25 protein-coding genes are annotated in these 26,898 nt (G+C 45.0%); 9 read left to right on the forward strand and 16 right to left on the reverse strand.

Features of this window, described 5'->3' with window-relative positions:
* Positions 1-153: 153 nt before the first annotated feature.
* The 4 genes from ACTQ9T_RS06615 to ACTQ9T_RS06630 form a co-directional block, all read right to left on the reverse strand.
* Entirely contained in the window at positions 154-531 is a 378-nt protein-coding gene (locus ACTQ9T_RS06615; RefSeq protein WP_010197632.1) for a DsrE family protein, read from the reverse strand.
* A gap of 113 nt (positions 532-644) precedes the next feature.
* The gene (locus ACTQ9T_RS06620) at positions 645-1,187 is read right to left on the reverse strand and encodes an acyl-CoA thioesterase (RefSeq protein WP_010197633.1); all 543 of its coding nucleotides are present in this window, start codon (positions 1,185-1,187) and stop codon (positions 645-647) included.
* A gap of 46 nt (positions 1,188-1,233) precedes the next feature.
* Entirely contained in the window at positions 1,234-2,301 is a 1,068-nt protein-coding gene (locus ACTQ9T_RS06625) for a YheT family hydrolase (RefSeq protein ID WP_440464543.1), read from the reverse strand.
* A gap of 111 nt (positions 2,302-2,412) precedes the next feature.
* Positions 2,413-3,009, reverse strand: a complete 597-nt coding sequence (locus ACTQ9T_RS06630) for a YigZ family protein (RefSeq protein WP_440464544.1) — start codon at positions 3,007-3,009, stop codon at positions 2,413-2,415.
* Positions 3,010-3,254: 245 nt separating this feature from the next.
* Between ACTQ9T_RS06630 and ACTQ9T_RS06635 the strand changes: the two genes are divergently transcribed.
* A complete protein-coding gene (locus tag ACTQ9T_RS06635) occupies positions 3,255-3,959 on the forward strand; it encodes a pseudouridine synthase (protein ID WP_210540969.1) in 705 nt (234 codons plus the stop codon).
* Between the two features lie 460 nt (positions 3,960-4,419).
* Positions 4,420-5,484 (forward strand): disulfide isomerase DsbC N-terminal domain-containing protein, encoded by a 1,065-nt coding sequence (locus tag ACTQ9T_RS06640; protein ID WP_440464545.1) that lies wholly within the window; start codon positions 4,420-4,422, stop codon positions 5,482-5,484.
* 78 nt (positions 5,485-5,562) lie between these two features.
* Here ACTQ9T_RS06640 and ACTQ9T_RS06645 read toward each other — a convergent pair whose 3' ends face one another.
* Positions 5,563-6,384 carry a PaaX family transcriptional regulator gene (locus tag ACTQ9T_RS06645; protein ID WP_440464546.1) on the reverse strand — a complete coding sequence of 274 codons (822 nt, stop codon included), beginning with the start codon at positions 6,382-6,384 and terminating at the stop codon, positions 5,563-5,565.
* A gap of 67 nt (positions 6,385-6,451) precedes the next feature.
* Here ACTQ9T_RS06645 and ACTQ9T_RS06650 point away from each other — a divergent pair, with 67 nt between their 5' ends.
* Positions 6,452-8,101: an isovaleryl-CoA dehydrogenase gene (locus ACTQ9T_RS06650; protein ID WP_440464547.1), complete on the forward strand. Its 1,650-nt coding sequence runs from the start codon at positions 6,452-6,454 to the stop codon at positions 8,099-8,101.
* Between the two features lie 17 nt (positions 8,102-8,118).
* Here ACTQ9T_RS06650 and ACTQ9T_RS06655 read toward each other — a convergent pair whose 3' ends face one another.
* Both ACTQ9T_RS06655 and ACTQ9T_RS06660 read right to left on the reverse strand, forming a co-directional pair.
* Positions 8,119-9,171, reverse strand: coding sequence for a homocysteine S-methyltransferase family protein (locus tag ACTQ9T_RS06655; RefSeq protein ID WP_440464548.1), 1,053 nt, complete (start codon positions 9,169-9,171; stop codon positions 8,119-8,121).
* 43 nt (positions 9,172-9,214) lie between these two features.
* The gene (locus ACTQ9T_RS06660) at positions 9,215-9,865 is read right to left on the reverse strand and encodes a DUF2939 domain-containing protein (RefSeq protein WP_440464549.1); all 651 of its coding nucleotides are present in this window, start codon (positions 9,863-9,865) and stop codon (positions 9,215-9,217) included.
* A 569-nt stretch (positions 9,866-10,434) separates the two neighbouring features.
* Between ACTQ9T_RS06660 and dnaJ the strand changes: the two genes are divergently transcribed.
* The 5 genes from dnaJ to ACTQ9T_RS06685 all read left to right on the forward strand — a co-directional run bounded on the left by dnaJ (position 10,435) and on the right by ACTQ9T_RS06685 (position 15,303).
* The gene (dnaJ, locus tag ACTQ9T_RS06665; RefSeq protein WP_189583758.1) at positions 10,435-11,565 is read left to right on the forward strand and encodes a molecular chaperone DnaJ; all 1,131 of its coding nucleotides are present in this window, start codon (positions 10,435-10,437) and stop codon (positions 11,563-11,565) included.
* 183 nt (positions 11,566-11,748) lie between these two features.
* Complete coding sequence (gene dapB, locus ACTQ9T_RS06670) at positions 11,749-12,597, forward strand: 4-hydroxy-tetrahydrodipicolinate reductase (protein WP_440464550.1); 849 nt, start codon at positions 11,749-11,751, stop codon at positions 12,595-12,597.
* Between the two features lie 32 nt (positions 12,598-12,629).
* Positions 12,630-13,979 carry an AAA family ATPase gene (locus tag ACTQ9T_RS06675; RefSeq protein ID WP_440464551.1) on the forward strand — a complete coding sequence of 450 codons (1,350 nt, stop codon included), beginning with the start codon at positions 12,630-12,632 and terminating at the stop codon, positions 13,977-13,979.
* Positions 13,980-14,477 carry a hypothetical protein gene (locus tag ACTQ9T_RS06680; protein ID WP_010197656.1) on the forward strand — a complete coding sequence of 166 codons (498 nt, stop codon included), beginning with the start codon at positions 13,980-13,982 and terminating at the stop codon, positions 14,475-14,477.
* Entirely contained in the window at positions 14,461-15,303 is an 843-nt protein-coding gene (locus tag ACTQ9T_RS06685) for a hypothetical protein (RefSeq protein ID WP_440464552.1), read from the forward strand. The genes ACTQ9T_RS06680 and ACTQ9T_RS06685 overlap by 17 nt, the downstream gene beginning before the upstream one ends.
* A gap of 91 nt (positions 15,304-15,394) precedes the next feature.
* Here the strand turns inward: ACTQ9T_RS06685 and ACTQ9T_RS06690 are convergent, their stop codons facing one another.
* The 8 genes from ACTQ9T_RS06690 to erpA all read right to left on the reverse strand — a co-directional run bounded on the left by ACTQ9T_RS06690 (position 15,395) and on the right by erpA (position 23,945).
* Complete coding sequence (locus ACTQ9T_RS06690; protein ID WP_440464861.1) at positions 15,395-16,570, reverse strand: type III PLP-dependent enzyme; 1,176 nt, start codon at positions 16,568-16,570, stop codon at positions 15,395-15,397.
* Positions 16,571-16,681: 111 nt separating this feature from the next.
* Entirely contained in the window at positions 16,682-17,236 is a 555-nt protein-coding gene (def, locus tag ACTQ9T_RS06695) for a peptide deformylase (RefSeq protein ID WP_440464553.1), read from the reverse strand.
* 199 nt (positions 17,237-17,435) lie between these two features.
* Entirely contained in the window at positions 17,436-17,690 is a 255-nt protein-coding gene (locus ACTQ9T_RS06700; protein WP_010197661.1) for a GlsB/YeaQ/YmgE family stress response membrane protein, read from the reverse strand.
* Between the two features lie 386 nt (positions 17,691-18,076).
* Positions 18,077-19,582: a UDP-N-acetylmuramate:L-alanyl-gamma-D-glutamyl-meso-diaminopimelate ligase gene (gene mpl, locus ACTQ9T_RS06705; protein ID WP_440464554.1), complete on the reverse strand. Its 1,506-nt coding sequence runs from the start codon at positions 19,580-19,582 to the stop codon at positions 18,077-18,079.
* A 371-nt stretch (positions 19,583-19,953) separates the two neighbouring features.
* Positions 19,954-20,592: a copper resistance protein NlpE N-terminal domain-containing protein gene (locus ACTQ9T_RS06710; RefSeq protein WP_440464555.1), complete on the reverse strand. Its 639-nt coding sequence runs from the start codon at positions 20,590-20,592 to the stop codon at positions 19,954-19,956.
* Positions 20,593-21,087: 495 nt separating this feature from the next.
* Entirely contained in the window at positions 21,088-21,615 is a 528-nt protein-coding gene (locus tag ACTQ9T_RS06715; protein WP_440464556.1) for a disulfide bond formation protein B, read from the reverse strand.
* A 58-nt stretch (positions 21,616-21,673) separates the two neighbouring features.
* A complete protein-coding gene (gshA, locus tag ACTQ9T_RS06720; RefSeq protein ID WP_439292551.1) occupies positions 21,674-23,257 on the reverse strand; it encodes a glutamate--cysteine ligase in 1,584 nt (527 codons plus the stop codon).
* Between the two features lie 307 nt (positions 23,258-23,564).
* Positions 23,565-23,945 (reverse strand): iron-sulfur cluster insertion protein ErpA, encoded by a 381-nt coding sequence (gene erpA / locus ACTQ9T_RS06725; RefSeq protein ID WP_227669969.1) that lies wholly within the window; start codon positions 23,943-23,945, stop codon positions 23,565-23,567.
* Between the two features lie 432 nt (positions 23,946-24,377).
* Here erpA and ACTQ9T_RS06730 point away from each other — a divergent pair, with 432 nt between their 5' ends.
* Positions 24,378-26,399: an ABC-F family ATP-binding cassette domain-containing protein gene (locus tag ACTQ9T_RS06730; protein WP_440464557.1), complete on the forward strand. Its 2,022-nt coding sequence runs from the start codon at positions 24,378-24,380 to the stop codon at positions 26,397-26,399.
* A 99-nt stretch (positions 26,400-26,498) separates the two neighbouring features.
* On the opposite strand, the gene ACTQ9T_RS06735 is transcribed toward ACTQ9T_RS06730, so the two are convergent.
* Positions 26,499-26,861, reverse strand: a complete 363-nt coding sequence (locus ACTQ9T_RS06735; protein WP_189583719.1) for a septal ring lytic transglycosylase RlpA family protein — start codon at positions 26,859-26,861, stop codon at positions 26,499-26,501.
* Positions 26,862-26,898 lie beyond the last annotated feature (37 nt).

Raw genomic sequence — 26,898 nt, forward strand, 5'->3', positions numbered from 1 at the left:
ATAATGAGATATTAGCACACTAAAGTTTATGTATTGATTTAAGTTACGAGCATTTCTATTGACAAATAAAAAAATAGGTCAGCCTCCAAACTATCAAAACGATAATTAAGAAGACTGACCCATTTTTATAAAATAATTGCTTAGCTTAAACGCTTAATTCAACTGCAACGACCCTTTCGCATTCATCAGCAGCTCAACCACATCATCACCACTGATGACCGTGAAGCGCTTATCAATGGCCGATTCTTCTACGCCACCATGTTTCATACACGCGCTACAGACCAATACTTGACCGCCTTTTTCGATAAAGGCTTCTAGCAACTCGCCAGCAGGTTCAAATGGTGCGCCAATATTGACGTTATCTAAAGCGTTCGGCAATGCCAAATGTACCGCATCTACCATCAATATCACTGAGGCAGAATGACCTTTTTTAAGCGCCACGCCTGCCATCGTGAAGGCTAGGGTAATTTTGCTTGGGTTTGATTCACTATTATCAAATAATGTACCGACATAATCTGTTGTGTTAATCATATGGTTCTCCTATTAGCGTTTTGTCATAGTAAATAACTGACTGACTAATAGACTACCATTTATTATACTTTTTTATATAGTGTATTGTTATCAAATAGTATTGCTTAAGTTACTTAGCCTATCGGTGGCCACGGGCGATCACTGTCACTTTCAATCCATTCAGCGACATAGCCAGTTGGCGGTAGCTTCCAATCAGACTGATTTAACGCCGCAAGCACACGTGCCGTTTCGATGACTTTACCGCCTTCGGTCACGCCCGTACGTAATAGGGCAGACGAGCAGGGTTTGCCTTTGACCCACATCGACTGCTCGATATACATCCAGCGTTCATCGAAGCCTGCAATGTGCGTTTTCATCGTGACTTTATCAAAGGCGCGAATACGCTTGCGATACTGAATGGTACTGCCTGCGACCACCAAGCCCCAGCGATTTTTTAACAGCTGTTTGCCCAGTCCGGTACGTACTGCAAAGTCCGTACGCCCCATGTCATAGAGGGTTAGCACGCGCCCATTATTCATCTCTAAGAAGTTATCAATATCTGACAACCGGCAGCGCAACTTAATCTCGCTGGTATCTTTAAACGTTAAGGTATTGCCCCTCTTTACTTGCAGCGCGGCATAGGCGATGGTACTGGCATAGCGAAGAAAAGGATACATAGAGCAGTCTCAAAAGTTAACAGGTAGGATTTAGCGTGTCAGATTATCATTTATTATTAGAAAGTACGCCAATAGAGTTGAAATAAGCACTGACGGTTTCGGGTATCCAATTGATATCGAATTTTGAGACTTTGCCTTTTTTACCCTTTGCCTGCTCACTCTGTGACTGTTTTTTGTCTGAGCGATAACGCAGATAGCCGATATGACCACCGTGCTTAGTGTCGAGGATGGTGACGCTGTCAGAGACATCATTTGGGGTGGCGGTAAAACCGATAAAAGGGTCGTCTTTGGCGCTGATTAATAGTAAAGGCTTGGTTACAGTGATCAAATAAGGGAGGGCAGAAGAAGATTGATAATAGTGATTGTTGGAGCGGTAGCCATGACGCGGCGCGGTGAAGATATCATCAAAGTCGCTGATACGATTGACCGCTTTGATCGCATCGATTTCTTCTTTGGTAATGTCGTTTGCCAACGCTTTTTTGATAATGGGGTTGAGTAAGTAAGGCGTGTAGATGCGATGGCTCAAAAAGCTGTGCATACTGAGCGCAGCTGATGACATATCGACGGGCGCAGAGATGACTGCCGAGCCTTTGCAGATGGCTTTATCTCCATACTCGCCCATGTATTTTGCCAAGGCGTTGCCACCGAGTGACACCCCAGCCGCATAAATATTGGCGTATTGCTCGCTGAGATTTTGTAGCGCGTGATGCACTTCATTGGTATCGCCCGCATTATAAAACACTCGACCATTGGCTGGAATACCGCCACAACTGCGAAAGTGCGCCACCACAAAATGCCAGCCTTGCGCATGCATTTGATACGCTAAAGCGCGCGCATAGTGGCTGTCGCTACTGCCTTCCATGCCATGGAATAGCACAATTAAGGGTGTCTGTTCACGCTCGCCATTTTCGGTTGCTTTTACAGGATGCGCGTCATAAAAGTCATAAGCGATATCAGTCTCACCTAGTGAGTCTTGCATCACCATCCGACGATAAGTAGGCGTTTTTGGCGCAAAAAACTTGGGCAAGATACTTTGTAAATGCGGATTGGTCAGCCAAAATGGGGGGTTAAAAGGGGCAGGTGAGAAAGGTTTGGTGGATTTTGAAGTTGACATAGGGTGGTCTTATTTAATTATCATTGAAAAGCAATGGCTTATCATAACGCTAGCAATGGCGAAAACCAATGGTTTTCAGTGAACGTCTGGTTACTCAAAATCATCCATAGTTTAAGGGTCATCCAATACCCGTCCATCCATCGCAAGACGTTCTTTTAAAGTCTCAATATCTGCCTCAGCGAGCGTCACGGTCAGGGTGACTTGCTTACTATAAGTTACATCATCGATGCTGCCGTTTAGACTCTCGACCACATAGCGGCATTGCGCTTCGGTGGCAAACTCTGCGAGTATCTGTACTTGGCTCATTGCTACATAAGGGCTTAACGTCATTTGATCGACGGCTGCTTGTGCGGAGCCAGCATAGGCGCGGGTTAGACCGCCAGCGCCCAGTTTAATCCCGCCAAAATAACGCACCACGATGATAATGACGTTGCCAATAGATTTGTGTTGTAGGACATTTAATATCGGACGTCCTGCGGTACCACTCGGCTCGCCATCGTCGTCGAAGCCTGCACTGGTGGTGTTATCAGGATCGCCAATGATATAGGCCCAGCAGTAGTGACGGGCATCCGCATATTGTACGCGCAGTTGTTCCACGTGAAACATTGCTTGCTCGCGTGAGTGCACTGGATACGCATAAGCGATAAAATCAGATTTCTTGATTTCTAGGCGCGCAGTGACGGCACGTTTTAGCGTTTGATAGCTCATATTTCATCAGGTCTAGGTAGGATATGGTAAACTTGTCTAACTTTCACTGTTGCCATATTGGGCGCAGTGTTCATTTAATTTTTCATTATAGTACCATTTCTCACGCTTAAAGATAACGAGCGAGTCGCGCCTAAGTGCTAATCTAGTAGCCTTGGCGTGGCGGATAGAATTAGCGGTTTCGTTAAGTTCATCCCGTTAGCGGCAGGGTTGGAAGTGGTAACATAACACTGATGGTAGTCAATCGTATGCGTTTAGATAAATTTATTAGTAAAGCCACCGAGCTGTCGCGCAAAGAATCCAAAAAGATTATGCACGCGGGTGAAATCACGGTCAACGATCAGATAATCAAAGATCCTGGCGTCCATGTCGATATCGTCAATGATGATGTCATGTGGGCAGGCGAGCCACTGTCGGTCGCGGCGGGCAATCGCTATATTCTATTGCACAAGCCTGAAGGCTTTGAATGTACCTTAAAAGCGAAAGAATACCCCATCGTCACTGAGCTGATTTCGGTACCAGAATTGGGTAGCTTACGTATCGCGGGGCGTTTGGATGTCGATACCACGGGTGCTTTGCTCATCAGTGATGATGGCGGCTGGTTGCACCGTGTCACTAGCCCCAAGCATGAGCATGCCAAAGTCTATGAGCTGACTTTAGCTGATGCGATGGATAGCGCAGCGCAAGAAAATGCAGTCAAAGAAGTCGCTGAAGGAATTCTACTAGAAGGCGATCACGAAGAGACCAAACCTGCCGTCCTTGAGTTCATGGATGAGACGCATGCCCGTCTGACCCTAGAGCAAGGCAAATATCATCAAGTCAAACGGATGATGGGCTACTTTGGCAATAGAGTGACGGAGCTGCATCGTGCCAGTATCGGCCATATCAGTTTAGACGGTCTCGATAAAGGGGATAGCCGCTTCTTAACCGAAGAAGAAGTTGCCAAATTCTAAATTTTCGCATTATTGAACTTTAAGATAAGTCGCGAAAATAAGATTTAACATAAGCAGCCACTGTTAAAGTGTGCTGCTTTTTGCTGTCTGTTATTTCTTTCAGCTATAGTCGATACTGAATAAAGTAGATACACGATATAACGCACGAAGCTGATACAAATTTTGCTTGCTTGCTGTGCCTACGCCGACAGAGGCTGCAAAAAATTATCCCAGCCTCGCTTTATCCTTTTTATATTGACCTATCTATATTGACCTATCTATATTTGTATTGCCTGTCTCTTAAAGCTCAGTAGCAATTTTGCAAATTTGGCCTTTTAATCGCTGTCAAAGTTAGCGCATATGCTAAAGTCCCGTTATCTTTTTAATCTATGTTTTTGCATAATGAAGTGGATGCTTGTTAGAGAAACTTGCCGAACACGTCTGTTAAAACATCTCTTTTATAACAAATGGGACTGTCTCCGTGAAACAATTTTTATTAAAGTCTGCTGGTTTGATGAGCGCGATACTATTGGCGACGACAGCTTGTGCCGAGCCGAGCGCCACTGATGCTACCAATAATAAAATCAGCTCAAGCGCGCAAACCACGCCAGCCGCTGGCACGGTAAGCCAGTCGGTGGACAAGCGCTTGCGCCAGTTGCTAACGCAAGCAGGGATTAAGACGCAGATAACCTCAATTGAGCCTTCTAAGTTGCCCAATATGTATCAAGTCAACCTAGCAGGACAGCTGCCATTGCATATCACTGAGGATGGCCGCTATGTCATCCAAGGCGAGCTACAGAAAAACCCCAGCAAGCGCGTAGTAACCAAAATGCCAGTACGCAGTAATCGTGACCAAATAGGCAAGCCAGTTAGTGCTGCCGTCAAATCATCGTTACTTGCCAATATGAGTGCGCTGAAGAATATGAGCGCTAAAACGCCTTTCTTTTATACGGCAGTGCCGGGCGTTATCTGGGGAGCAACGCTAGAAGGAGTGCCTTTCTTGCTATCGGACGATGCGCAATACATCACTGACAGTGAGATATCCGTCATCGAAAACGGTCAGTTTATCGGGCTTGATGAAACGTTTGAAAAACGCAAAAATCAATCGGTGTTTGCCGCTTTAGACGAGTCGCAATTGATTACTTATCCAGCCATCAGCGCGGAAAAAGCCATTATTTATGTGGCTACCGATGTCAATTGCCCTTATTGCCGTAAGCTACATCAACAATTTCCTATGCTCAATACCAAAGGCGTCACAGTAAAAACCATCGCCTATCCGATATATGAGCAGTCACCTGCGCAAATGCGTGGTATCTGGTGTCAAGCTGATGAGGACAGCCGTCGCAAAGCCCTTAATAAAGCCATGCTAAGTGGAAAAATGACGCCAGCCGCTGCCAGCTGTAATGTTGATTATGTGACGCCCAATCGCGAAAAAGCGGCGGGACTGGCAGTCATAGCCACGCCTGCTATTTACCGTGAGGACGGCGTACTCTACCAAGCGAGCTTTGAGAGTCCTGAATTTTTAGAGTTTTTAGGTATTAAATAACCTTTGGGCATCAAGTAACTTATCGTCTGTCAATTTTCATAAGTTATTTTTCATAAGTTACTTTTAAAATGACCTTTTTTATAAGTTACCTTCCTTAAAAAACGCATACCAAAGGCGACGACCTTCACTATTGAAATGCCTGACGGTATCAAAAAACTGTTGCCGTGCGCGCTCATTGACCAGCGGTGCAGGCAGCAATGGATCAAAAATCACACTGCGGATACCAGCATCACCGAGCATATAGACTTCACGTAGAGCAGTATCACGCGGTAGTGTATCTTTAGCAGCCAACCAGTCATGCAACCGTTGCGAGATTTCTTTATAGCTTGCTTCCAGCTGCATATCGGACCAGAGTGACAACGCCTTGTCCTGTCGAACACCATCAAAGGCGCTGGCTTTAAAGACGGCAGCCTCCTCTCCTAAGCCAAGATCTAACAGTCGCGCGCGTACGGTTTCGACGCCGCCCGATAGATTGTTGGGGCGCAGATAAAGACCGATATCCAGCTCGCGGAAACCTAACAAAGAAAGCGCGCGAGCACGGGCGCGGAGCACTTTACGGTCGCTACGTGGTAGGCCGCCCGTGGTAACGGCAATCCATGAGTTGTCCCACTCTGTCACCCGCTGATCAGCCGTCGACCATGCCGCTACATCAGCACCCAGTTTTTGCCCTTCAGCACCCAAGCGATAAATAGCAGCATCGACTGCCTCGACCAGTCCCGCTTGCGTCAGCCGTGCCATGGTCACGCGCACGCTATTTTCGGTCATATCAAATAGCGCACCTGCGCGAACTGCCTCAGCAGCCGTCAAAGTTTCCTCATCCGCTACAGTCAGTAGTCGCAAAAGGAGAAGACGCGGTGTTGGCCAAGAAGTATTACTATTTTTGACAATATTTGATTTCATATGTAATATTAACATTGTACTATGGAAGGTACAAGCCAAAGCGATCTATCAAATAAGGATGTTGTCGATGATGAATCAATTCAATACACATGAGGTGTGCAATCAGCCGGTTGCGCTAGAAAAATATAATGCATGGCAGACAGACATAGCCTTGATGGAAGCGGTTGCTCGCGAGGGCGGATCATGGGCGCAGGATCATCTGAGCGCATTTGGCGCTCGTACTGGTGGCGATTTGATTGATAGTGGTTTTGCTGCCAATGAAAATCCTCCTAAACTTCGCGCTTTTGATCGCTATGGTCATCGGATAGACGAGGTCGAGTTTCATCCTGCCTATCATGAGCTGATGGCAGCTGGGATGGGATATGGCATGAGTAGCTTTGCTTGGCGCCATGAAAGTCGTGAAGGGGCCCATGTGGCACGGGCGGCGGTGATGTATCTTGGCTCGCAGGCAGATGCTGGCTTTGGTTGCCCGATGTCGATGACTTATGCAGCGATTCCTGCGCTACGCCATGCACCTGCTCTAGCAGAAAAATGGTTGCCCAAGCTGTTATCAGCAGAATATGATCCACGTAGCCTGCCGATGGAACAAAAGACGGGCTGTACCATCGGTATGGGCATGACTGAGAAACAAGGCGGCTCAGACCTACGGCGCAATACCACCAGAGCGCTTCGTCAAAAGGATGGAAGCTATGAGATCATCGGTCACAAGTGGTTTTTTTCAGCGCCGATGTGTGACGCGCATTTGGTGCTGGCACAGACAGAAGGCGGGCTTAGCTGTTTCTTAGTACCGCGCTTTTTGCCCGATGGCACGCGCAACGCGGTTCGGATACAGCGCTTAAAAGATAAGCTGGGCGATTGGTCCAATGCCTCATCCGAGGTCGAGTTTCATGGTGCGTTCGGTGAATTGGTTGGTATAGAAGGGCGCGGCATCGTCACAATTTTAGAGATGGTAGCGTTAACCCGTTTGGATTGTATGATTGGCTCGTCAGCGCAGATGCGCCAAGCCGTTGTGCAAGCGATTCATCATACCAGCCAGCGCGAGGCTTTTGGCAAACTGCTGGTCGATCAGCCTTTGATGCGCAATGTGTTGGCTGATTTGGCGTTGGAGTCAGAAGCCGCCATCGCTCTGACCATGCGCGTTGCTCGCGCGGTTGAAATGAGCGGCAAAGACCCACATGAGACTGCGCTGGCACGCATTGCGACCGCCATTGGTAAGTACTGGATATGTAAGCGCGCACCCGTATTGATCAATGAAGCGCAGGAGTGTTTGGGCGGTATTGGCTATGTAGAAGAGAATATTTTGCCACGCCTTTATCGGCAAGCGCCATTGAATTCTATCTGGGAGGGCAGTGGCAATGTGCAGTGCCTCGACGTACTGCGCGCTTTGCGCAAAGAGCCAGAAACGCGCGAAGCCCTATTCGCCGAATTGCAAAATGCTGCTGGCAAGAATGCGCATTATGATGCCGAACTTAAATGCTTGGCAGAACGTTTCGAGGATCTTGAGACGCTTGAGTTTCGAAGTCGCTATGTGATTGAGCGCTTGGCATTGATGCTACAGGCGTCGATTTTTCTGCTGGGAGATCATACAGACATCGCGACAGAATTTTGCCGCTCGCGCATTGCAGGTGAACACGGCCTGACCTTTGGCACCTTGAGCCCCGACGCACCAGTGGCGCAATTAATTGAACGTGCTGCGGGTGCAACTACAGCAGTATAAATACCAGCGTCACTTTTTTACGGTGTATCTTTTATATGCTGGGCAAGTAAGGCAATGTGCTCGACGCCAATCCCGCAGCAGCCACCGATGATATCCGCGCCAGATGCTTGCCAAAGTGTGGCCCATTTTAGGTAATGCTCAGGTGTGGTGTCTGTGCGTATTTGGCGCAGTTGGGCGTTGGCTTGCTTATGGACTTGCTTGGAAGCAAAGGCATTGGCGTAGACACCAAGTTGTTGCGTGCCTCCTGCTTCGTTGACAATGGCTTTGGCGACCTGCAGTGCTGAATCCATGACCTCAGGTTGACTACAGTTGAAGAGTATTGCCGTCACATCCATAGCCATCATGGCGCGAACGGCCTCTGCTACTGTTTCGCCAGAACGTAGCGTGGGTGTAGGTTTTCCTGATTTTTCTTCGTTGCTGTTATCAGTGATGTCTAGCTGACTGTCGTCTAGCGTAAAGGCAATCCAAATAGGTTTTGGCGTCGCCTCGTTTTCATTCTCTGTAAATTCGGTAATCAACTGCTGCCATGTTGTCGCTTCTATAATGCTGCTTTGGGTTTCCACCAACCAAATATCCACATAAGCTATCTGTGCGGCTAATAATGGACGGGCTATTACCGGTGCTTGCTTTGGGTCGAATAGATCGGGTCGATAAGAGCCAAACAATGGCGGCAAACAACCAGCGATTTTTACGGGGGCTATTATAGAGGCAGCATTGGCAATAGAGGTTATGCTAATAAGCTTTTTGCTTTCTTGTACAGCTTCAAAAGCGAGCTTAGCGGCTGTTCCTATAAGCTGTTCGCCTTCACTAAAGAATTTATCGCCCAAATGATAAGGGGTCACCGCGTAGCTATTGACCGTGATGACAGTAGCACCAGCTTTTATATAATCTAAATGAATATCACGAACGCTCTTTGGTGCCAAGCTCAGTGCCAGCGCCGACCATTCAGGCTGCCGAAAAGGCGCACCGCGCCGCTCAAGCTCACGTCCCATTCCACCATCTAACAACGTGGTTGGAGGATGAGCGTCAGATTGAGCGCGAATGCCCTGAGGCATTATTTGAGTTGGCATGACAGTCTCACTTCTAAGATAGTGCAATAGTAAAGCAGGCGTATCAAGGCAACACGATATCAACGATTTTCCAATGAATCAGGCCGTCGCGCTGCATCTCTATCGTGAGCGGGTAGCCTTTTACTTGACCGCTAATAGTGAAGCAATTAATACCGCAATAGCTCAATGTCGGCTTGTCGCTGTCTGATCCTTGTGCCGCCTGCTGCTCGAGTTCCGCTGCTTGTTTTTTCATGATTTGCTGCATTTGGTTTTGAACCACTGCATTGACATCGCCGCGCTGGATGATTAAGTTTTGAATCAGGTTTTTAAGGTCGACTTGATTGCTCGCGATAGCCCATGCAGCGGCCAGCTCTTTGGTTGCGCTATTGGCTTGACCTTGAGTATTGATGACTTTTTCGATGTTTTGCGGGGTGATGGCGCCCGCAACTGCTTGCATGATAAAGCCATTGGCTGCGTCAGTTAATGGCGCACCGCCCAGCTCAGCAACCAATGGATATTGAGTCATGGTATTGGCAAATTGATCGGTCAGTTGAGTTTCGATACTTGGACGCAGCTGCTCATAATCGATGGCGGCAGCGATAGCGGCACCGTCTTTGGCATCGTAAGCGTTTTTGAGCTGATAAGCACTATAATAAGGTGAGCCCGCATAGATGGTCACAGCAATTATGATCAATAAAACCAGCAGTTTTTTCATAAAAATTCTTACCTTATCGCAAACTTAATCGGCATCAATATGGCGCTAAATATTAGCACGACTTAACCTTGGGCGGGTATAAAAAGCTTTGTCCATTTACTACTAGGGCGTGTCCTCAATTCAAGCGATTGTATCTAAATGGGCTAAAAATGTCTAAATTTTACCAAACATCGTCAAACAGCTGATTAATATCCCAATATTATTTGCGCTATTTTCCTCGTTTGACTGCAATTTATCTCATTTTTATACCCATTTTTAAAATGAGGACACGGCCTAGAATCTTTTTTAATCTGACCAAACCTAGCGAGTCGGTAATTTCATGACGTCAAAGCTTGATAAATTACTCAGCTATCTCCATAAATAGCGCAAACTTTTAATAATTGATTTGGCTAAGCAGCATCCCGCCGTATTCGCTTAAAGATTCATACCATTATTGCTTCCATTCGCTCGTGTTCTGCTATGTTTCATGTGAAACCTAACAGAACAATCGAGTGCAGAAACAAGGCGATAATTGATTTGGTTTGGTGAATCGACCAGCAGGCGGCACTGTAAAGACGATAGGAGAGCCCATGAGTAAGCGCGATTTTTATGAAGTATTAGGTGTCAATAAAACCGCTGATAGCAAGGAAGTTAAACGAGCTTACCGCAAGCTGGCGATGAAATATCATCCAGACCGCAATTCTGATGATCCTGATGCCGAAGACAAGTTTAAAGAAGCGTCGATGGCTTATGAAGTGCTTAGCGATGAAAGCAAGCGCTCCGCTTACGATCGCATGGGGCACTCAGCCTTTGAAAACGGCATGGGCGGCGCTGGCGGTGCTGGTGGCGGCAACTTCCAAGACATCTTTGGCGATATCTTTGGTAACTTTGGCGATATCTTTGGTCAATCACGTGGCGGCGGCGGTGGGCGTTCACGTCGCGGCTCAGACTTGCGTTATGTCATAGAGCTGACCCTAGAAGAAGCGGTGCGCGGATGTAAAAAAGAAATCAGCTTTACCGCACCTGCACCTTGCGATACTTGCGATGGTAAGGGCGCAAAAAATGCCTCTGATGTTGTGACTTGCCAGATGTGTCATGGTCAAGGTCAAGTTCGTATGCAGCAAGGATTCTTTGCCGTTCAGCAAGCTTGCCCACAGTGTGGCGGCTCTGGAAAACAGATTAGAAACCCTTGCTCTGACTGCCATGGAAATGGCGTCAAAGACAAATCACGCACGTTGGAAGTATCTATCCCAGCAGGCGTTGATGATGGTGATCGCGTCCGTTTATCGGGCGAAGGTGAAGCTGGCGGCGCAGGCGTGCAAAATGGCGATCTATACGTTGAAGTACGCGTCAAACCGCATAATGTCTTTACCCGCCAAGGTGCCGATCTCTATATGGACGTGCCAGTGAGCATTACCGATGCGGCATTGGGTAAAGAAGTTGAGATTCCAACCCTAGATGGCAAAGTCAAAATCAAGGTCGCAGAAGGGACGCAAAGTGGTAAATTATTACGTGTCCGTGGCAGAGGTGTGACGCCAGTACGTACGACCATGAAAGGTGATTTGATCTGCCGTGTGGTCATCGAGACGCCAGTTAATCTGACTCGCGAGCAAAAAGATTTGTTACGTCAATTCCAAGATACGCTCGACGGTGATAGCAAGCATCAACAGTCACCGCATAAAAAATCATTCTTTAAAAAGATTGGTGACTTATTCGATTAACTGAATTGTTTTAATAACTCGTTTGGTTGAATGACTAGATACAAAACCCCCAGTGTTTCACATGAAACACTGGGGGTTTTTATTGGAAGTATAAAAAACCATTCAGGCGGTGATATTTGCTAAACTTACGACAAATAGTATTCAAAACCTTTCTTATTAATATAGAGCTTTTAGGGTAAAAATATGAGCCAACAGATAACAGCGCAAGAAAATACAAATAAACAAGCCATCAAAGTCGGTGTCATCGGTGCTGGTGGTCGTATGGGGCGTATGCTCATCGAAGCCGTACAAGATAACACGCAAACCACGCTTAACGCCGCGATTGAACGCCAAGGATCTAGCCTTGTGGGTGCAGATGCTGGCGAAGTCGCTGCTATCGGATGTTTAGAGGTACAGATTGTCGATGACTTAAAAACGGTCATTAATGACATTGATGTGCTGATTGATTTTAGCTTGCCTGATGCCACTGAACAAAATATGCAGATTTGCGCGGCCAACGATGTGGCGATGGTCATCGGCACGACTGGCTTCAATGAGCAACAAGAGCAAGTATTGGCAAAGGCAAGTGAACAAATTGCCATCGTCTATGCGGGTAATTATTCAACAGGCGTTAATCTGTCATTAAAGTTGCTCGGCATGGCGGCAAAAGCATTTGGCAATGATGCAGATGTAGAAGTCATTGAAGCGCATCATAAGCATAAAATCGATGCACCATCGGGTACGGCTTACATGATGGCAGAAGCGGTCGCAGAAGCACGTGGACAAAACTTAAAGGACGTTGCTGTCTATGGTCGTGAAGGACAAACAGGCGAGCGCGAAGCAGGCACTATTGGTATTCATGCCATTCGCGGTGGTGAAATCATTGGTGATCATACCGTGATGTTTATTGCTGACGGTGAAGTCGTCGAGATTACCCATCGCGCGCGCGCACGGATGACCTTCGCTGCTGGCGCTGTACGTGCCGCAACTTGGGTTATTCAGCAAAAAGTCGGGCAATATAACATGCAGGATGTTTTAGGCTTAAATGACTAGTGTTTGAGTCATCTAATATGAGTGAGGTTGATATGACAGATAATCCCAGTATTACTATCAAAAACTTTAAAAGCTATAAGGATGCAACTTTACCATTATCACCTTTAACGCTATTAATAGGGGCGAACGCGTCAGGGAAGAGTAATGCTATCGAAGCGTTTCGTTTTCTAAGTTGGGTGGCTGGTGGTGAGCGCTTATCGACACTCAAAAACAGGGTTAATGATAGTGATAAGGTGGTTCGAGGCAGTGTCAGAGATTTGGCTTTTAACTCGATGGAGCAATTCGCCTTAATATTTCAAAACGAAGATATAGAATATGAAGGTGTTTTTGATGTAAGTTTAAATAGTATAGAACTTAAGAGCGAGATTATACGGTCACAAGAAGATAAAATATTTATACTAAAATCTCTAAAGCATCCTTACTTTCCTAATATCTCAAAATTTCGCACTACAGACTTAATATATGAAATAGATGAAATTGGAAAACGTACTAATGGATTAGATAACTTTCTCAGCTCTGATATCAATAATCATATTACTATTTATAAAAATAAGGACAGCGATATATCTGAATTTCTGATGGTTGATAAGCATATAGCTATTTTAGACCATCTTGATGAAAAGAAAAATAATGCTTGGATTGACTTCGATGATATTCGAAAGTTTCTACAGACGTCTTTCTTCTTCGATTTTATACCAAATAATATGCGCATTGACAGCATTCTAGATAATAGTTTGAGGCCAGATGGCTCTAATATCGCAGGAGTCTTATACAATATCTGTAAGGAAGAAAAAAAGAAATCTAAGCTGTTATCACTGGTTCAAAGCTTACCAGAACAAGATATTACGGATATTAAATTCTACAAAGATCATCGCGATCGTATTGAGTTCGCTCTAGTGGAAAGCTTCGGAAACGTTTCAGTTGAGCGCACGATGGACTTACTATCAGACGGTACGTTAAAAGTATTGGGCATTGCTGCTGCTTTACTGTCTGTGCCAGAAGGTTCAACGGTAGTCATTGAAGAGATTGATAATAGTATTCATCCCACACGTGCGCATATTATTTTAAGCTTACTGCGTCAGTATGCCGAAGAACGTAAACTTAATTTACTATTATCGACGCATAATCCTGCCTTAATGGATGCACTACCAGATGAAGCACTCGCAGATGTCGTATTTTGCTATAGAGACCCGAAAGAGGGCGATAGTAGGTTGGTGCGGTTAGGGGACTTAGATGATTATCTTGGCTTAGTCGCTCAGGGCTCATTAGGAGACTTGGTCACTCAAGGTATCGTTGAGCGCTTTGTGAAGCACCCAACCACACCAGAGCAGCGTAAAAAACAAGCATTGAATTGGCTAAATCAGCTACAAGGAGCTGATTAAATGGTAGATATTTGTTTGATGGATACCACCATATTATTGAATATTTTAGATGTACCCAATCGGAATAATGAGAAAAGTAATGTCATGGCCGATTTCAAAACCTACATAGAATCGGATTGTCGATTTATTATACCGTTCGTAGTGGCGGTTGAAGTTGGTAATCATATTAGTCAAAATGGTGATGGAACCATACGGCGACAAACTGCTCAAAGATTTGTTGATATGATGCAAAGTACGTTTAATGGTGATTTACCATTTGAAATAAGTGATTTTGAATTGAAACTAGAATGGCAGAAATGGATCGCTGATTTTGTTGATAAAGCTGGACAGAATAAAACGTCTGATAAACCTAATGAAGGTATGAGCTTGACAGACTTATCGATTATCAAAGAATACGAAGATATTCAGGCGAAGAACAAAGCGAATAAACGTAAACATGTAGATGTGTTTATTTGGTCACTTGATTCGGATTTAACCGCTTATGGACGCTCTTATTAAAAAAGTAATGATTCCATTATTGGTTACAGCCGCATGCTCTGTACTGAATACGTCGGCTATCGCGGCCACTTACCAAACCTACGTTATTCATACTTATGGTGGTGATGCATTACTGCCATCAGTCCGTCAGCAGCTAAATACCAGTCGCGATGGTGGCACAGTTGCAACTTATCAGGATAAGCTGGTACTCCGCACGACTACCGCTAATTATCAAGCAATACAGCAGCTATTGAGCCAAATTGACCGCCAACCACAAGCGTTAACGGTCGCTGTGCGTGTGGGCAATAATAGCAGTACCCAAGGTAGCATCCAGCAAGGGCAGGTTATTATCACCAATCGAGGTATCCAAGGCGCAGGCGTGATTAACCAGCGCAACAGCCAACAGCAAACAAATAATTTATATCAAGTACAAACGCTGTCAGGCAGTGCTGCGAGTATCAGCACAGGCACGCTCTATGCGCTGACTCAGACTAATACCTACCCAACTTATAATCGCTCGTCGGGACAGATTATTATTCAGCAGCAAGTATTATTGCCAACGACGCAAGGTATTGCCGTTACGCCAAGGCTGCTTGCCAATGGTCAAGTCGAAGTGCAGTTATCACAAGTTGAAGAGAGGCTTGTGCGCTCTAATTCGTCTTATGATCAAAATAGTCATCAAGCCACTCAAGGTCAGCGCTTAAATAGTACCCTTATCGTGCCACGTGGACAGTGGGTGACTATCGGTCAGATTTCACAAAATAGCCAAACCCAACGCTCAACTTATGCAAGTAATCGCGCTATGAATAATACTAACAGCATGCCAATCTGGATAATGGTGCAATAGCATTGCATGGATTAATCTTGTTTTTGACATAAAAAAGCGCGGCACTGCGAATCACAGTACCGCGCTTTTTTTAAATAATACTGACGAAATGCTAGTCAATATAAATCACTTCTAACGGAGGAAAACCATTGAACTCAACAGACGAATACGAGTTAGTATAAGCGCCAGTGGTTAGCCAAAAGATTTTATCACCAATTTCCAGCTCTTCTGGCAACTGATAGCCTGCTTCTTCATACATGATATCCGTTGAATCACAAGTTGGACCGGCTAACACGACCGTACCTTCGCTGGTTGACGTTTCCATCTTAGGCGTATAAACCGGATACTTGATCGCTTCACCCAAGGTTTCAATTAAGCCTTGGAATAAGCCCACATCGGTGTATACCCAACGCGTCAAGTCGGTGTTCGATTTACGCGAAATGAGCACCACATCGCTGACCAGCACCCCTGAACCACCAACCAATGAACGACCTGGTTCTAGGATAATCTCTGGCATGTCTTCGTCATTATAGTCATCCGTCAAATAACGAGTGATTTCTTCAGCATAGACTTTTACAGGATTGACTTCGCTGATATAGTTGGCTGGAAAGCCGCCACCTAGGTTAATCATTTGTAGCTTAATATCTTCTTCGTTTTTCATCCAGTCAAACATATATTTGACCTTGGCTAAGGCATCATCCCAAGCGGCAACGTCTTTTTGTTGGCTACCCACATGGAACGAGATGCCATAAGGCACCAGACCCAGATCACGGGCTTGAATCAACAGCTCAATCGCCATATTCGGATGACAACCAAACTTGCGTGATAATGGCCATTCAGCGGTCTCAGAGCCTTGTACTAAGATACGCACAAAGATTTTTGAACCAGGGGCATGCTTGGCAATATTTTTTAGATCGGCTTCTGAGTCAGTCGCATACAAATCAATGCCTTTCTCAAATGCATATTTGACATGTTCTGCTTTTTTGATGGTGTTGCCGTAAGAAATACGCGATGGCTCAACGCCGCAGTCAAGGACACGGTCAAGCTCATAAATGGACGCACAATCAAAGTTTGAACCAAGCTCGGCCAGTAAATTAATGACCTCAACTGCAGGGCTAGCTTTCATCGCATAATGCAACTTGGCATTCGGAAAAAAACCAACCATTTCATGATATTTGGTTTTAATACGGCTAATGTCCACCACTAAGAATGGGGTTTCGCGACCTTCGGCAGCTTTGGTGAATTTCTGCCAGCCGGCAGGGTCAAAATATTGGTCAATTTTGATCATGGTCATGGTAGGAAACCTTTAATAAAAACAATATGTGGTGGATAATAAAAAATAGCGTCGCTTTAGAATAATCGAGCAAAAAAAACCCAAACGCTCTAAAGACGGGTTGTATCAAGCATTGGTGGTTTGCGGCTGTGTTTCAGCGGATTGCTCGCCCTGTTTTTCACGTATTTTGAGCACTTTACGAACTTTATCACGCGCTCGAGTTTGTTTGAGACGTGACAAATAATCGACGAATATGACCCCATTCAAATGATCCATTTCATGCTGAATACAGACGGCAAGTAAGCCTTCTACTTCTTCATCGATTTTTTCACCATTCTCATCTAAGGCTTCAATACGCACTTTGTTTGGGCGCTCAACACTGTCATAGACTTCAGGTACGGACAAGCAACCCTCTTCGTACGGTTGCTTTTCTTCCACCAATGGCGTGACTTTCGGGTTAACAAAGACTTTAGGATCGTTTTTGTCTTCTGACAAATCGATAACGATGAGCTGAATATGACGATCTACTTGACTGGCAGCCAAACCAATACCTTGGGCATCATACATGGTCTCAATCATATCAGCGATTAAGGTTTTTATTTCAGCAGTGACTTCCTTGACAGGCTTTGCAATGGTGCGTAATCGCGGGTCTGGATAGCTTAAGATAGGGAGTAATGCCATACGGCTCACCTCAATAATAAATATAAAATAGTGGAGCTATTATAAGATAAATGGGGACAAAAGTAATGCTTATCAATGCCACCTGTTGATATCGCTGTGTTTATGTCGCTATGGATAAGCGCAATACAGCCAGACAATAAAAAAGGTCTCGCTTATCGCCAGACCTTTTTTTGTCAATCGTATATCACATTAAACGTGATTAGATACGACGCTTGCTCATAATCATCTCATAGATGAATAGCAAGATTATGGCACCAATTACTGAGAATATTAGACCAGTAAAACCGCCATCAGCATTTATGCCGATTAGTCCGGCCAAGAAGCCACCTACTAAAGCACCAACAATACCCAATACAATGGTCATTATCCAACCCATAGGGTCGCTACCTGGCTTGATAGCTCGTGCCAATAAACCTGCGACCAAACCTACAATAATCATCCAAATAAAGCTCATATCATTCTCCTAAATTTATTATCAATTATATGTTATTTATTAATTCGTTTATTAATTTCGATAACTACATTGTAGGGACTGTCTAGAACTAAAGGTAAGCGCGAAATGTTACCAGTGTATGAGCTGTGTGAGGAAAACCCTCGATTTGCTAAGATACACGTAGGATAAGTAAATGAAAGGTTAAGAAGGTAGCGAAGTCGCAAACGCAACTCATGGCTTATGAGTTATGGCTATTGCAAATGCTGAGACATTCCAAAATAATAAAAAAGTCTGATAATAAAAAAGCGTTGCTCATTGATAATAAGCAACGCTCTTATTCAAGACTAAATCTTTACTGGCTAGGGCGTGTCATCAATTAGCACATTGATACATTTTACATAGCCTTTTTACGTTGCTTTGTTATGTAGCGCAGTTAATAAGCGTTGATGAATACCTTCAAAACCACCATTAGACATAATCACAATGGCATCACCAGCTGTTGCATGCGTGTCGATATGTTCGATAATGGCATCGACACTAGAGAGCACTTGTTGGTTACTCATAGTAGAGTTTGTAGCAGTGGCCTGATCAATGACGTCTTTTAGACCCCATTCTAGTCCTGTCGGCTCATACCACAGTGTATAGTCAGCGAGGGCAGCAGACTCAGCCAAGCTGTCTTGATGAATGCCCATTTTCATGGTGTTACTACGTGGCTCAATGATGGCCCAAATACGTCTGTTCGCCAGTTTCTTTTTGGCACCATCTAACGTAGTGGTAATGGCAGTGGGGTGATGGGCGAAATCGTCAAAGACTAAGATGTCATTTACCTCACCGATCAGCTCCATGCGACGTTTAATACCAGCAAAGGCAGACAATGCAGCGCAAGCCGTTTTGACACACACACCAACATTATAAGCTGCCGCAACAGCCACCAGCGCATTATTCACGTTATGAATACCGCTCATCGACCAATCGACGACTCCCGTGGCGTTTTTATCAGCAGCGTCAGCCACAAAACTTACGCTAAACTGACCACCATCTTCGCTGATAAGCTCAGCCTGCCACTCGCTGCTATTGTCTAAATTATCATCTTCTACACTGGTAGCGTTTGCTGCTGAACCGAGCACGGTGGTTCGCCAAACGGGTGTCCAAACGCCTTTTGCCAACGTATCCTCTAAGCTGGCAGTCGCCGTGGGCATAATGATTTTACCAGTGCTCGGAATCATGCGCACCATATGATGAAATTGTGTCTGAATAGCATTGAGATCTGCGAAGATATCAGCATGGTCAAATTCAAGGTTATTTAAAATAGCCGTACGCGGGCGGTAATGAACGAACTTTGAACGCTTATCAAAAAATGCAGAGTCATACTCATCTGCTTCAATGACAAAATAGCCAGTATTTGCCGAATCGTCATTATCAATTTTGTCAGCACCCAAATAACTGCTGTGAGCGAAGACCTGCTGTAAACGCTCATCAGTGGTATCGACAAGTGGCACACCGCCGATTAAAAATCCAGTGTCGATGCCTGCATAATGTAATATCCAAGCGAGCATGGTCGTCGTCGTGGTTTTACCGTGAGTACCTGCTACGGCTATCACGTGGCGCGATTGCAACACTTCCTCAGATAAAAACTGTGGCCCTGAAGTATAGCGTAGTCCGGTGTCCAACATATATTCGATGACATCCATGCCGCGCTTCATAGCATTACCAACGACGACCAAATCTGGCGCTGGTTGCAAATGCGCCACCAGATAGCCTTGCTCAATGGTCACGCCCGCGTTTTCAAGTTGGGTGGACATCGGCGGATAGACATTGGCATCTGAGCCTGTGACCGTATGTCCAAGCTCGCGCGCCAACAAGGCCAACGAGCCCATAAAAGTACCACAAATACCAAGAATATGAATATGCATAGACGTTCCGTGCGAGCTTAAATGAAGAGAATGAAAATACAGTATTATCCCAAAAGTTACCGATATCAACCGTGGCTTTTTAGGACATACTTAACCTAAATGTCGCTATGACTGGTTATATTACTGTAGCAAGAACTAAAAGTAATCGCCAACCAATCAGGAGGGCAGACAAGGGCTTATTGTAAAGTAAACACTGTTGGATGACCAATAAAAAACGCCCGATAGATAGGCGTCATTCAACGGATGGTTTGGCTTATTTAGCATCATTGGATGCCGCGATATTAGGGTGTGTTTGATCCTTCGACGATGGTATTAAAAGCGCCTATTTATGGCTGTTCAACATGCCCTAAATATTTTGTGCCGCTGCTTTTTTATTTGCGTGACAGCGTGTAGTCGTTGTCAGGGTTTTTATACTCATCTATCATCACCAAATGGTTGTCTTGGATATGGTAAGTTTCGATATTCTTGCTTTCATAAACAATCGTAATCGTATCATTGTCTTGTCTATAGATACCCGACTCAAGCAGTGGCTGGCGCGGCGGCTCAGCATTGTTATAGAGGCTCTTTTTTAGTACTGAGCCATCAGCAAACAAGTTCAAAGTAATGTCGATATTGTTGCAAGACGAGCAAGGAACCATACCACCATAATCGCCCATCAATGTAGCTTGTAGCGCACTATCATTATTTGACTCTGAAATCATCGGTGCGCTACGTGCATGCGTGTCATCAGTGGGCTGTGCGGCGCTAATAAGGGATTGTCCAGTATCTGCATTAGCCAGCGCATCAGCGTTCGCTTGCTCATTGTCTTGCGAGTCATCGGCGACCCCTTGCAGGTCAGAGCGCTCCGCATTATCGACGGGGGCAACTTTAGTGCTCACCCCTTTATTAGTCGTAGACGAAGAACTGTCGCAACCGAGAAGTAGCAAACAGATGGGCACCGCTAACAGCAGTCGACCAGAGCGTTTTATGGTTTTAGAAGTAGTAGAGAAAATAGACGTAAGATATATCATGGCATACCAAAAACAGTTTTTAATATAGATTCTAGAAACGTTACGAGTACTGTCAGTTAAGATCGATTTGGCGCTATTATCAGAGACAAAAGCGGACAAGCTCACCGAGACTAAATCAGCATTAGGCGCTGATAGTATGCGTTTATCGGTTGGTATCGATCAATAATAGGGTTAAGCTTATTGGACATGGTACTTATTAGGCAATGGCTTGCAGTTAATGACAGGATAGCCAAAGCATATCCTTATGCCAACTGAGAACATAAGCTGTCATACAATATCAAAGCATCACAGATGCCTATGTGGACTTTTTGTTATCAAGCGGTATGATAAAGAGGATAAGTGGGATGAAGGGACAGTGAACAAGGGCGTTTAGAATTAGTAATGACGATAAAGAAAGAATAAAAAAATGGCAAACCTCTATATCTAGAGAGTTGCCATTTTATGAAAAGATAGAGGGTTACCGTTTCATTGAACCGTCAACCGCTTCAGTTATCATTAAGCACGACGAACAGCTGCGGTAGGGCGGATGATACGCCACAATATCAGTACGTGTACGATTAATAGAATACTAAAAAGAATCAGTGATTGCTCAGGAATACTTAAGCCCATAAGTGTCCAGTCGACAGAGGCGCATTCGCCAGAACCTGCAAAAACTTCTTTAAACACTTGCAGAATAGGAAGGGTGTCCATCCAATAGTTCAGACCTGGACCACACGAAGGGACTTGATCGGCAGGTAGATGTTGTAACCAGACATGACGCGCAGCAACCGCAGTCGCCCAGCCAATACCTGCTAAGCTACCAAGCCATAATATGAGTCTTGCCACTTTAGATTTTGGATTAAACAGTGCTGATATTAAGGCAAAACCGCCCATTACTATGAGGCCAACACGTTGAAAAATACAAAGTGGACAAGGTGATAGACCCAGATGGCGCTGTAAATAGAACAGCGCAAAACTCATTCCTATCACTGCCATTAATACTAAAAATACTTGCAAGTTACGATAAGTGGTTAGCTGTTGCATTGGTCGAATACTCTTATAATATAATCAATAAAACACTATCAACAATAACAAAGGTTAATTAGCGGTACTGTTGTAAGAAGTCCATAAAGTCTTCTGTTTCAGCCACTTCAATCTCTGCTTGCTGTAGTATTGATTTTTCAGCCAATACTTCATATTTGGCTTGGGTATTGGGGCTAAGGGTTTGCTGCAATAGAGAATCACGATGCTGCTGCGCTAGGGTAAAGCCCAGCTGCCATAAACTGCCTAGACGTTTGCTATCAGAGTTTACTTGCGCCGATATAGTCGACTCAGAATGTCCTGCTTTGCCTTGCATCAACGCCACCGCCGCACGGTAATCATTGCCACCATAATGCGCATCGAGTAGGGCTGCTAGTGGTTGCATACGACCCAAGTGCATCAGCATCCAGCTCTCTAGTGACTGCTCCGCACCATTGTTAATGATGTGCAAATTGTCACGGCGACCTTCATTGACCACGCGCTCAAGATTGATGGCCAAAGCTTCTTCCTCTTCAGGCATCAATTCAGGCGAATCATTTAGCAAGCAATACAGCGCCATCACTTCTAAGAAACAAGCGCTAGATAGACGGATACCGATATCGCTATACGGATCAAGATCGATGGCGCGGAACTCGACGTAAGCAATCCCGCGACGCTCAAGTGCCTCGGTAGGCGTCTCGCCACTCATCGCAATTTGTTTAGGACGTATCGGGCTATAGTATTCATTTTCTATTTGCAGAATATGATTATTGATTTGAATAGGATTGCCATCAGCGTCATTTAAACCAAGCTTCTCAAAGCTCTCATGTGGCGTTTGAATCGCACGGCGCAGTCCAGCGACATATTCTGGTAGATAGTTATAGCGGATATCGAGGTGTTCTTGCACACTATTGGTATAGCCAAGCTTGCCCATACGTAGGCTAGTGGCGGCAGGCTTATAATAGGTTGAATCGTTCAGCAGCTCCAAATCGTGCTCGCGCCCTGATATAAAGCAAGGACACACACTTGGACTGGCACCTAACAAATACAACACGAGACTGGTCAAACGCTTGAAGTTGCGAATAAGCCCTAAATATTTCTCGTTCTTGAAATCTGTCAACGTTTGGGTTGGGGCGGCGGGTGCTTTCGCTTGCCACGCTTCAAACAGACCATCACCGAAAGATAAGTTGTAATGTAGGCCAGCGATGGTCTGCATGCGGCGACCATAACGGATGCCTAGACCACTGCGATATAGGGTTTTCAGCTTACCAGTGTTAGAGCTGCCATAATTCGCCAGCGGGATATCTTCATCTTTGGACGACAGCATACATGGCATAGACAGTGGCCACATCAGCTCACCCTCAGGCATACCTTGATACACCAATACGTGCAGCTGACGCAGCATGTTTAGCGTCTCTTTTGGGGTGGCTTTTGGGTCGGTGATGAGCTCAAGCAAGCTCTCTGAATAATCAGTAGTGATAAAGGGATGGGTAAGTTTTGAGCCAAGTTTGGCTGGATGCGGGGTCTGTGCCAAAAAACCATCAGGCTTAACGCGTAAGCCCTCTTTTTCGATACCGCGGAGCATACCCGTTAAATGCTGAGTATCAAACCAATTGGGGATTTCAAAGCTAACAAAGCTAGGCACAAAATTACTCATAATAGTCATCTATTGTTATTTGTTATGGCGGCTCAAAACACGACTGGTGTATGACCATCAAAGAGGTGGGTATTTAGGTTGATAATGACGTCAGTTTAGCTCAAAGCGACCCTGAAAACCACGGACAATTACAAATACAATAAGCTTTAGGCGAAGTGATTTGTCTGGATTTCGGCACTTTTTTTTAGGAAAACTGGTCAAGAATACAGCTTGGTTATTACTACTAGGTCTTTATAAAAAAAGCATCTACCCGAGAGATAGATGCTTCGACTGTCATATTTCGGGCTATTTAACATAGTGCTACAGTCTATTCAGATTAAATAGAGAATGACGACCCACAGCCGCAAGTCGTGGTTGCATTTGGATTGGTCACGACAAAACGTGCGCCTTCTAATCCTTCGGTATAGTCAACGGTAGAGCCTTGCAGATACTGATAACTTAGCGAATCGACAACCAAGGTTACATCGTCATTGTCAAAGTTGGCATCATCTTCATTCAACTCATTGGCGAAATTAAAGCCATAAGAGAAACCTGAGCAGCCACCGCCAGTCACATAGACGCGTAGCATAAGATCGCTATCACCTTCTTCTTCACGTAGGCGACGTACTTTTTGTGCGGCACTATCGGTTAGGCTTAATATCGTTGGATCTACTGGCTGGCTTGAGCTTGGGCTAAATTGGTTGGCTGATTCGTTCATATCTACCTCAGTTGCTAGGATCAAATGCGGTCGTCGTCCTGTTTGGGTTTGCAACTGACATCGTTGCAAATAAAGATACGCGCGGCGTTTGATTCGATTGGGTGCTGTCGTTATGGCAAAGTCGTTGCAATATTATAAGGTTGGTATTTGGGCTACTACTATTCGGGCTACTACTAATTAATAGTCTGCTGGCATTAATCTTTTGGCAGTATATCATAATGGGGGTGACGATTCGTTTGTCAAGAGTGACAGTCGTCAACGCGGGTTTTATGACAGGGTTTTTTAGCATAATAACTGATTGGTTTTGAAATAGTTATTTAATCGTTTGCCTATAAGGCAAGCGTTTGAAATAATAGCCGCCAGTCAGCATGCCAGATGTGTGTTTTTCTTATTGCCTTATATTTTATATTACTGTTGAGATGAAGAAATTATATGATCGAATTTAAAGACGTTGGTGTTCGCCGTGATGGTCGTGAATTGTTTGCAGGTGCAAGCTTCCAGCTCCATCCGGGCCACAAAGTTGGCTTAACAGGCAACAACGGCACTGGTAAATCGACCTTGTTTGCTTTACTGCTGACTCGAATGGGCACTGGCGATACCGAGGTCACACTTGATAGGGGCGAAGTGAGCATCCCTGATAGCTGGCATGTGGCGCATATGGCACAGGAAGTTGGTGCAAGTAGCCAGTCTGCGATTGATTATGTATTGAGCGGTGATGAGCAATGGTATGAGATTAATGCCTCTTTGAATGATTTGAGTAGTGTTAGTGATGAGCAGATTGGGGTGTTGCATCAGCAGTTCGACGAAATTGATGGGTATCGCACACCGACCAAAGCCGCGCAAATCATGGCAGGTCTTGGCTTTAATACGAGTCAGCATGAGCTACCGGTAGAAGGGTTTTCGGGCGGCTGGCGTATGCGTTTGAACCTTGCCAAAACCCTGATGAGCCGTGCTGATCTTATGTTACTCGATGAGCCAACCAACCATTTGGATTTGGATGCGATCCTTTGGCTAGAAACGTGGATCAATGCGTTTACCGGTCTAGTGATCGTCATCTCGCATGACCAAGCATTTTTGGATGCGACGGTTGGTCATATTCTTCATGTAGAACAACAAAAAATCACCCTTTATACGGGTAACTATCAGCAGTTTATTCGTACCCGTCATGAGCGTATGGCGCAGCAGCAGCAAGCATTTGAAAAACAAGAAGCGACTAAGGCGCATTTGGATGACTTTATTCGTCGTTTCCGTGCCAAAGCCAGTAAAGCCAAGCAAGCGCAGAGCCGTATCAAGCAACTTGAGCGTATGGCTGAGCTGTCACCAATGATGGCGGACAACCCGTTCTCGTTCCGCTTTTATGAGCCAGCAAATATGAGTTCACCGCTGATTGAGTTGACCAAAGCAGATATTGGTTATAGCGACGTACCACTGCTGCATAATGCCAATGTGCAGGTGACGCCGGATACGCGTCTCGGCTTGCTAGGCATGAATGGCGCAGGTAAATCAACACTTATTAAGGCATTGGTGGGCGAGCTTGGCGTATTAACAGGAACGTATCGTGTCTCTGATACCCTTAAACTTGGCTATTTTAACCAGCATCAAATGGATATTCTTGATGCAAAGGCAACCCCAATAGAGATGTTGCGTCGTCTAGCAGGCAAAACGTCTGATGCGATGCTACGTTCATTTTTGGGTAGCTTTGACTTCCGTGGAGAGCGCATTGATACCCCAAGTGAATTATTCTCTGGTGGTGAGCGTGCGCGTTTGACGCTAGCATTAATTGTTTGGCAACGTCCGAACGTCCTCGTCCTCGATGAGCCAACCAACCATTTAGACTTGCAAATGCGCCAAGCATTGACCATCGCGCTACAGGGCTTTGAAGGGGCAGTGGTACTGGTTTCGCATGATCGCGAATTGATTGCGAATGTCTGTGATGATCTGTTTTTGGTACATGATGGTATTATCGAAGAGTTTGATGGTGACATCAGCGACTATGGCAAGTGGCTGGCAGAAAAGCGTAAACAAGAGAATGCACCAGATAAAAACACTGGCAAGAAAAAAAGCAAAAAAGAGAGCAAGAAGTTCGTTTCACGTGAAACAACTGACAGTCAGACGAGTAATAAAGCCTCTAATGCACCCTCAAAAAACAAAGCCGCTGAGCCTACGCTTAGTAAAGAAGAGCAGCGCAAACTGGCCGCCGAACAACGTAAGTTGACCGCACCAATTCGTCGTGAGATTGAAAATACAGAAAAGGCACTGGCTAAAATTGATGCGCAGTTAATTGCTCTAGAAGAAAAACTGGCCAACACGGATCTCTATGAAGACAGCCGAAAGTCCGATTTATTGGTGTTGCTCAATGAGCAAACCGCGCTACAGCAGCAGCACAGCGACCATGAAGAAAAGCTATTGCTAGCGATGACCACGCTAGAGGAAATGGAAGCAAATGCTCGTTAAGCAATACGGTTAGCACAATTAACGGCTTATTGTATGGTCGCTAATTGATAAAATCAGACATAAAAAAGGGAGAGCGTTAGCTCTCCCTTTTTCATTACATTATTCCTTACGGTATCTACCATCACCATAAGAGAGTATCTTCATACTGGTCGTACAAAGTTGACAGTCTATCTTACCAGCAGCGGCTTTAGATAAATCAAGAATGCGTCCTCGGATGAAAGGTCCTCTATCCGTAATTTTTACTATCACGCTCTGCTTTGTCTTTCTATTGGTCACTTGTACCTTCGTACCGAATGGCAACGTTCTGTGCGCCGCAGTCAAGGAGTTCATGTTGAAGATACTGCCACTGGCTGTGCGCTTACCATGAAACTTATTACCATAATAGCTGGTGTTACCGGCAAAAACGGTGGTAGTCAGCAGTAGTGATAAAGTGATAACTAAAGACTTGATGAAATAAGACATTTAATACCTTTAAACGATTTATAAAATAGACAGATAA

This window comes from Psychrobacter sp. ASPA161_6, assembly GCF_051970285.1.
GTDB lineage: Bacteria > Pseudomonadota > Gammaproteobacteria > Pseudomonadales > Moraxellaceae > Psychrobacter > Psychrobacter glaciei.